The sequence below is a fragment of the Bacillus sp. BB081 genome, from assembly GCF_008368895.1.
GTDB lineage: Bacteria > Bacillota > Bacilli > Bacillales > Bacillaceae_G > Bacillus_A > Bacillus_A wiedmannii.
Genome location: NZ_QOZX01000062.1, coordinates 24216 through 30766 on the forward strand (window position 1 = coordinate 24216; position 6551 = coordinate 30766).

The 6551-nt window shown below is 32.7% G+C and carries 8 protein-coding genes; 7 read left to right on the forward strand and 1 reads right to left on the reverse strand.

Annotated elements, in window-relative coordinates; genetic code table 11:
* Positions 1-13: 13 nt before the first annotated feature.
* Together DN394_RS22885 and DN394_RS22890 are read left to right on the forward strand one after the other, a co-directional pair.
* Positions 14-874 carry a branched-chain amino acid ABC transporter permease gene (locus DN394_RS22885; protein WP_149294268.1) on the forward strand — a complete coding sequence of 287 codons (861 nt, stop codon included), beginning with the start codon at positions 14-16 and terminating at the stop codon, positions 872-874.
* A gap of 49 nt (positions 875-923) precedes the next feature.
* Positions 924-1877: a branched-chain amino acid ABC transporter permease gene (locus tag DN394_RS22890; protein ID WP_149294270.1), complete on the forward strand. Its 954-nt coding sequence runs from the start codon at positions 924-926 to the stop codon at positions 1875-1877.
* Positions 1878-1969: 92 nt separating this feature from the next.
* Here the strand turns inward: DN394_RS22890 and DN394_RS22895 are convergent, their stop codons facing one another.
* Positions 1970-2758 (reverse strand): LysR family transcriptional regulator, encoded by a 789-nt coding sequence (locus DN394_RS22895; RefSeq protein WP_149294269.1) that lies wholly within the window; start codon positions 2756-2758, stop codon positions 1970-1972.
* 120 nt (positions 2759-2878) lie between these two features.
* Here DN394_RS22895 and DN394_RS22900 point away from each other — a divergent pair, with 120 nt between their 5' ends.
* The 5 genes from DN394_RS22900 to DN394_RS22920 all read left to right on the forward strand — a co-directional run bounded on the left by DN394_RS22900 (position 2879) and on the right by DN394_RS22920 (position 5972).
* Positions 2879-3427: a DUF4865 family protein gene (locus DN394_RS22900; protein ID WP_097916061.1), complete on the forward strand. Its 549-nt coding sequence runs from the start codon at positions 2879-2881 to the stop codon at positions 3425-3427.
* 41 nt (positions 3428-3468) lie between these two features.
* A complete protein-coding gene (locus DN394_RS22905) occupies positions 3469-3876 on the forward strand; it encodes a tautomerase family protein (protein WP_046959146.1) in 408 nt (135 codons plus the stop codon).
* A gap of 1 nt (position 3877) precedes the next feature.
* A complete protein-coding gene (locus DN394_RS22910; RefSeq protein ID WP_046959147.1) occupies positions 3878-4201 on the forward strand; it encodes a carboxymuconolactone decarboxylase family protein in 324 nt (107 codons plus the stop codon).
* Between the two features lie 151 nt (positions 4202-4352).
* The gene (locus DN394_RS22915; protein ID WP_001205517.1) at positions 4353-4796 is read left to right on the forward strand and encodes a MarR family winged helix-turn-helix transcriptional regulator; all 444 of its coding nucleotides are present in this window, start codon (positions 4353-4355) and stop codon (positions 4794-4796) included.
* A 120-nt stretch (positions 4797-4916) separates the two neighbouring features.
* Entirely contained in the window at positions 4917-5972 is a 1056-nt protein-coding gene (locus DN394_RS22920; protein WP_097916065.1) for an LLM class flavin-dependent oxidoreductase, read from the forward strand.
* Positions 5973-6551 lie beyond the last annotated feature (579 nt).

A 6551-nucleotide genomic window follows, 5' to 3' on the forward strand; every position in this document is an offset into this window, starting at 1 on the left:
CGGGGTGAGAAGGATGGATGTGTTAATCAATTTATTTGTAAATGGGATTTCAACAGGGATGCTCATTTTTTTATTAGCATCAGGTCTTTCGCTTATTTTCGGTTTAATGAGCGTTCTAAACTTCGCACATGGTGGTTTATTTGCCTGGGGAGCGTTTACAGGTGTTTGGATATTTAATATGACAGGTAGTTACGTATTAGCGTTAATTGGAGCAATTGCTATGGGGATGTTTCTTGGATTCATTTTAGAAAGATTTCTTATTAGACCGGTATATGGAAATCATGTTCGCCAGCTTCTTGTGACGCTTGGAGGAATGCTTGTACTTAGTGAATGTATTAAAATATTTTGGGGGCCAAATCCAATTGGTGCTAAATTACCGTTATGGTTACAAGGAAGTTTTACATTTGACGGCGTTATATTAATTAAATATCGTCTATTCGTTATATTAATTGGGATCATCATTTACATTGCCTTACTATTATTGCTCAAAAAAACAAAGATAGGTCTTATGATACGCGCAGGTGTAATGGATAAAGAGATGGTTCAAGCGCTCGGTATTAACGTAAAAGCGATATTTTCTTTCGTCTTTTTATTAGGAGCAGGGATGGCAGCGTTGGGAGGCTTCTTATTAGCACCATATTCAGGCGTGATTTTCGCCGAGATGGGTATGCAGTATGCGATTTTAGCTTTCATAGTAGTAATCATTGGAGGGTTAGGAAGCGTACAAGGTTCAGCAATCGCATCTTTAATTGTCGGATTAGCGGGTGCTTTTACAGCGTATTTTATACCGGATTTATCACTTGCAATCAATATGTTAATGTTACTATTTTTCTTAATAGTGAAGCCAAATGGACTTGTTAGTGAAAAGGGGTGAAATGGTGAACAGCACATCAAATCGAATTAAAGTATACTTCGGAGTATTTATGCTCATTTGTTTAAGTGTATTTCCATTCGTAAATGATTCACGGAGCTTGTTAATTTTGTTCACTCAAATCTTCATCTTTGCTATTTTTGCAATGAGTTTTGATGTATTGCTTGGGTATACAGGAATTGTATCGTTCGGACATTGTATGTTCTTTGGAATAGGAGCGTATGGGGTAGCACTTTTATTTGATCGGCAAGGAGTATCCATAACGAACTTTTTAATAGGGATAGTAGCTGCAATTATCATTTCAGTAATTGTTAGTTATATAATCGGTTTACTTTCATTACGGCTGAAAAGTCATTTTTATGCAATGTTAACACTTGCTATTTCACAGTTGTTTTTCGTACTTGCTGAAAAATGGCGTGGACTCACTCACGGAGGAGACGGTTTTACATTTGGTGTACCAGACTTATTCCGTGATCGTTTTAACTTTTATTATGTAACACTTATATGTTTAATTGTCATTTTTATTCTGTTACGTCTTTTCACAAAATCTTCTATTGGAAAAGTATTAAAGGCAATTTCACAAAATGAGCAACGTGTTGAAGCATTAGGATATAAAGTTCTTCATTATAAAATTATTGCTAGTATTGTTGCAGGAGTAGTTGCTACAATTAGCGGTGGTTTATTTGTTATCACACTACGCTTTGTTAATACAGCTGTATTTTCAATTGAAATGACATTAAATGCATTATTGATGACAATGATTGGAGGCGTTGGAACGTTAATTGGAGCAATTGCTGGAGCTGGAATTATTGAATCACTGAAATATTATTTATCAGAACTAGCCACAGCGTATCCGATTTTTGAAAGATGGACAATTATTCTTGGTTTATTGTACATTATCGTCTTGCTAGTTTTTCCGAAAGGATTAGTTGGCACGATTAAGAGACTGAAGAATGTGAAACAGAGTAAGAAGGAGAAAAGTGCAGAAGTGGAGCAAAATGTGTGAAAAATCAATTGTATAGAATATGAAAATCCCTCTTTTAAATTCGTAAAGGAGGGATTTTTATTGGTGTATGTAATTAGTTTATAGCTATTCTATTAATCAAATAGTTCATCAGGGATTTGTTTTAAAGAGTTTTGATTTGTAAAAAAATGAACAGCTAATTTCTCAATTGGAACATTTTCAATTGGTACCAATGTATCATTTCTAATCGGCAAAAAGGCTATTCCTTTTCCATCATGAATAAACTCTTCCATAAGCGAGTAAGAATCTAATTGTTGAAGTGGACGCTGAGATAAATTATTTTCTTTTAAAAATTGTATTGTCTTATTTCTAAAAGGGCACCTTTTGTCATTACTGACGAAGAAGAGTTCCTTTGAATAGTCAATGGTTCGTGTTTCTTTCGCTTTTAATAAGCCTACAGAAATTGAAGTAGTAAATACTTTTTTAAAAGCTGTGTCGGGATCATCCTCATAAGTAATGACCATATCAACCTTTTGTTGTTGCAGTAATTTTTGTAAATGACTACTATTTTCTACGTATATTTGATAATTCCTGAAATTTTCTTTAATACGCTTACTTACATAATTAGTCAAAATAGATTGTGACGTCGCGATGATATAAGAAGAACCACTCGTTTTAATTTTATCTTTCGCTTCTTCTACTAAAGTTAATATTTGATTCGTATAGTCTAATAAAATGTCACCAGAAGGTAACAAGGAAACGCCTTTGTTATCTCTATGTAGTAAAGGAGTTTCTAATTCTTGTTCTAATTTTTTGATTCGCTCAGTTACGTTTGGCTGAACATATCCTAACTCTTTAGCAGCTTTACTAATAGAGCCTTCGCTAGCTACAGTTTTGAATATAATAAGATCATTTATTTCCATTTATCACAGCTCCTTATAGGGTATCATTATAAATGATATCAAACATAATTTATACCTATTTTACGTTAGTCAATCATCGGTTTATCATTGTGTATATAAGATAGAAAGTGAGTGATAAACATGATTGGAATGCAATATAAGGTCATTTTGCCAAAGGATTATGACATGGAGATTATTAAAAAAAGGGTAAAGGATAATGGGCATAAAACGGATGGTTTTCAAGAATTGAATTTCAAAGCATATTTAATTACTGAGGCAGGTAAGGAAGGGAATTTCTATAACTGTTATGCACCTTTATATATTTGGAATGGTCATAAAGGAATGAACAAATTTATCTTTGAAGGGTATTACGATAATATTTTACAATCTTTTGGGTGGCAACAAATAAATATAGGTGTTCCATTAGTTGTTAATCTAAGTGATGATTTTAAAAAAAGTAAATATGCTGTTGAGTATACAGGGAGTATTTCTCAAAGTAATTCACTGAGAGGGACTCAATTAAACACTATGAATGAGAATGTACAAAACATAGAAAAGAGTTTAGGAAATGTAATCATTTATAATCCAGATAAATGGGGATATAGCCAATTCAGATTTTATAATGAAAAGCCTAATATGGTAACGAATAAAGATGTTACAGTATTTGAGATTTTGCACATTTCACGATGAAAATTTGTTGAATGTTAAATAAAGAAAAGGAATGAAACTGTATGCCCTTTGTGAACGTTTATTATCATGAAAATAAATTAAAAGAAGAAGAGATCAAAAAGATAGGTGAATGTATTCATCTTTCATTAATTGAACATTTTAACATCCCTGAAAATGATTTTTTTCAAATGTTTTTACCTTATCAACAAAATCACTTTTTATATAATCCATATTATTTATTAGAAAGAGGAAAAAAGAGAACAGAGAATATGATTTATGTTTATATTACATGTGGACGGGGAAGAACGATAAAACAGAAAAGGGATCTGTATCAGTCGATATCCTTGAAGGTTTCTGAATGTTCTAGAATAAAAAGTGCAGATATTTTTATTACACTAAATGAGACAGCTGCTGAAAATTGGTCATTTGGTCAAGGAATGGCACAATTGGTAAAAGCGAAGGGGGAGTGAAATGATGAATGAAGCCATTGAATATTGTATTCAAGAGAAAATGAGAGAAAAGGCACCTGCATTTGCTCATTATAGTGAAGAGATATTGTTCGAGGAAGTGTGGCGGGATGCCACTTTAACATTAAGAGAAAGAAGTTTATGTACAGTGTCGGCATTAATCAGTCTTGGTCATACAGAACAATTACCATTTCATTTGCAGTTGGCCAAACAAAATGGAATTGCAGAAAATGAAATGATTGCATTAATAACGCATATGGCTTTTTATGTTGGCTGGCCAAAAGCGGTGGGAGCTTTAAATATAGCAATGAATGAAATGGAAAGTTAAGAATAACGATAAGAAAGAATTCATTTAAACATGCATTCTTTCTTATCGTTATTTATGTAATTCTAATGAGATATTTTTCACGTTTTCTCTTGCTTTTTTATCACTTGCGTAGTAAAGTGATAGTAAGATTCACGATAGGAAGTGATCAAACATGCGTGATAATACGATAGGATCGTTAATATGGTTACGTTTAATACGATTTACGAACCAAAGTAATCAGATGTCAAATGAGTTTTTAAAACGTTTTGATTTAACGACAGCTCAATTTGATGTGCTTTTGCAAATACGTACGTATCAACCACTAACACAAATGGAGTTAGCAGAAAAAGTAACTGTTACACAAGGCGGTATTTCTCGAATGTTAACTCGTCTTGAAAAAGAAGGATATATTGTGCGAAAACAAGACTGGAAAACGAAAACAATTAGTCTTACAGAGCAAGGGGAAGCAGCTTTAGAAAAAGCGCTGCCAGAGCAACTTGCATTTCAATCTTCGTTTTTTGATGATGTATTAAATGAAGAAGAGCAGAAAATATTATACGAGCTAATGACGAAAGTTCATAAGCATAGTGAAAAAAAAGAATTACCGCAAGAGTAATTTTTTTTACAAAATCAATTGACTAATCAAGTGATATTATTAGTAATAGAGAGATACATTTGAATTACCGACGTTTTTAGAAGAGAAACTAATACCACTTCATTAAAGGAGAGAGTAATGATGGAAAAATACCGTATGGATACAAGTAAAGGAATAGAGTTTGGATTATATTCAATTGGGGATCATGTTTTAAATCCACATAACGGAGAAAAAATTAGTGCAGAACAAAGGATTCATGAATTAATTGGAACAGCTAAGTTAGCGGATGAAGCTGGACTGGATGTATTTGCTGTCGGTGAAAGTCATCAAACGCATTTTACAACGCAAGCTCATACAGTTATTTTAGGAGCTATTGCACAAGCTACGAAAAATATAAAAATTGCAAGTTCAGCAACGATAGTAAGTACATCTGATCCGGTACGAGTATATGAGGATTTTGCTACAATTGACTTGATTTCTAATGGACGTGCAGAAATCGTGGCTGGTCGTGGGTCTCGTATTGGGGGATATAGTTTACTCGGTTATGACGTGAATGATTATGAAGAATTATTTGAAGAGAAGATGGATCTTTTATTAAAAATTAATAAAGAGGAACATGTAACTTGGAATGGACAGTTCAGAGCACCGCTTGCACATGCATCGGTTATTCCAAGAGCTAAAAATAATAACTTACCAATTTGGCGTGCAGTTGGTGGCCCGCCAGCTAGTGCAATTAAAGCAGGACGCGCGGGTGTACCAATGATGATAACAACACTAGGTGGTCCAGCTATTAACTTTAAAGGATCAGTAGATGCTTACCGTGAGTCTGCTGAGCAAAGTGGATTTGATCCAGCAAGCTTACCAGTTGCAACTACAAGTTTATTTTATACAGCAAAAAATTCACAAGATGCATTTAGTGAATACTATCCTCATATTAATGCTGGTATGCTTACACTGCGCGGTGGTGGGTATCCGAAAGAACAATTTACAAATTCAGTAGATTACCGTGACGCATTAATGGTTGGTAGCCCGCAACAAATTATTGAAAAAATGCTTTACCAATATGAATTGTTTGGACAACAACGTTTTATGGCACAAATTGATTTTGGTGGTGTACCACTTGATAAAATTGAGAAAAACATCGAATTAATTGCTACTGAAATTTTACCGGCTGTAAGAAAACATACAGCAAAATAATTTGAAAAATACCGAGAGTCTAATCGATTCTCGGTATTTTTTTATGTATTAATTTAGTTTGAAAAAATGACAAAAAAATGAATTTTTAGTCTAGAAAGAGGGAGAGTATTTTCTATTTTTGAATAACATTATTTCGTGTTTGAATTTTAGAAATATATTTTTCTCTTGACAAAAAACGAACTGATTTCTTTATTGGTTAATAGGACATTTTTTCTCGGGAAAGTCAAGTGTATGAAGAGAAAAATGATTTTTTTATTGATACGAAAGTAACTCTTATATTAAAAAAGTACATGTTATTAATGAAAAAAATCTAATTCAAAAAAATGACAAAAGACATATTTCAGACAAAATGATGTCAATAATACGTCAAAAATCAGCTGAATTTACTATGCAGGTATATTATACAATTCGATTAACGGATAAAACACTACTGAAATAGTGAAAAGGTAAATTTTATGAGAAAGTTCTTTTGTAATTATCTTGAAAACTGAAAATTTATATTTTCTAAAAGTACATAAACAAATTTATCTTTCTACATTTCTAAGAATTGAGTTGTTTTATTCATACAACTCAATTGAA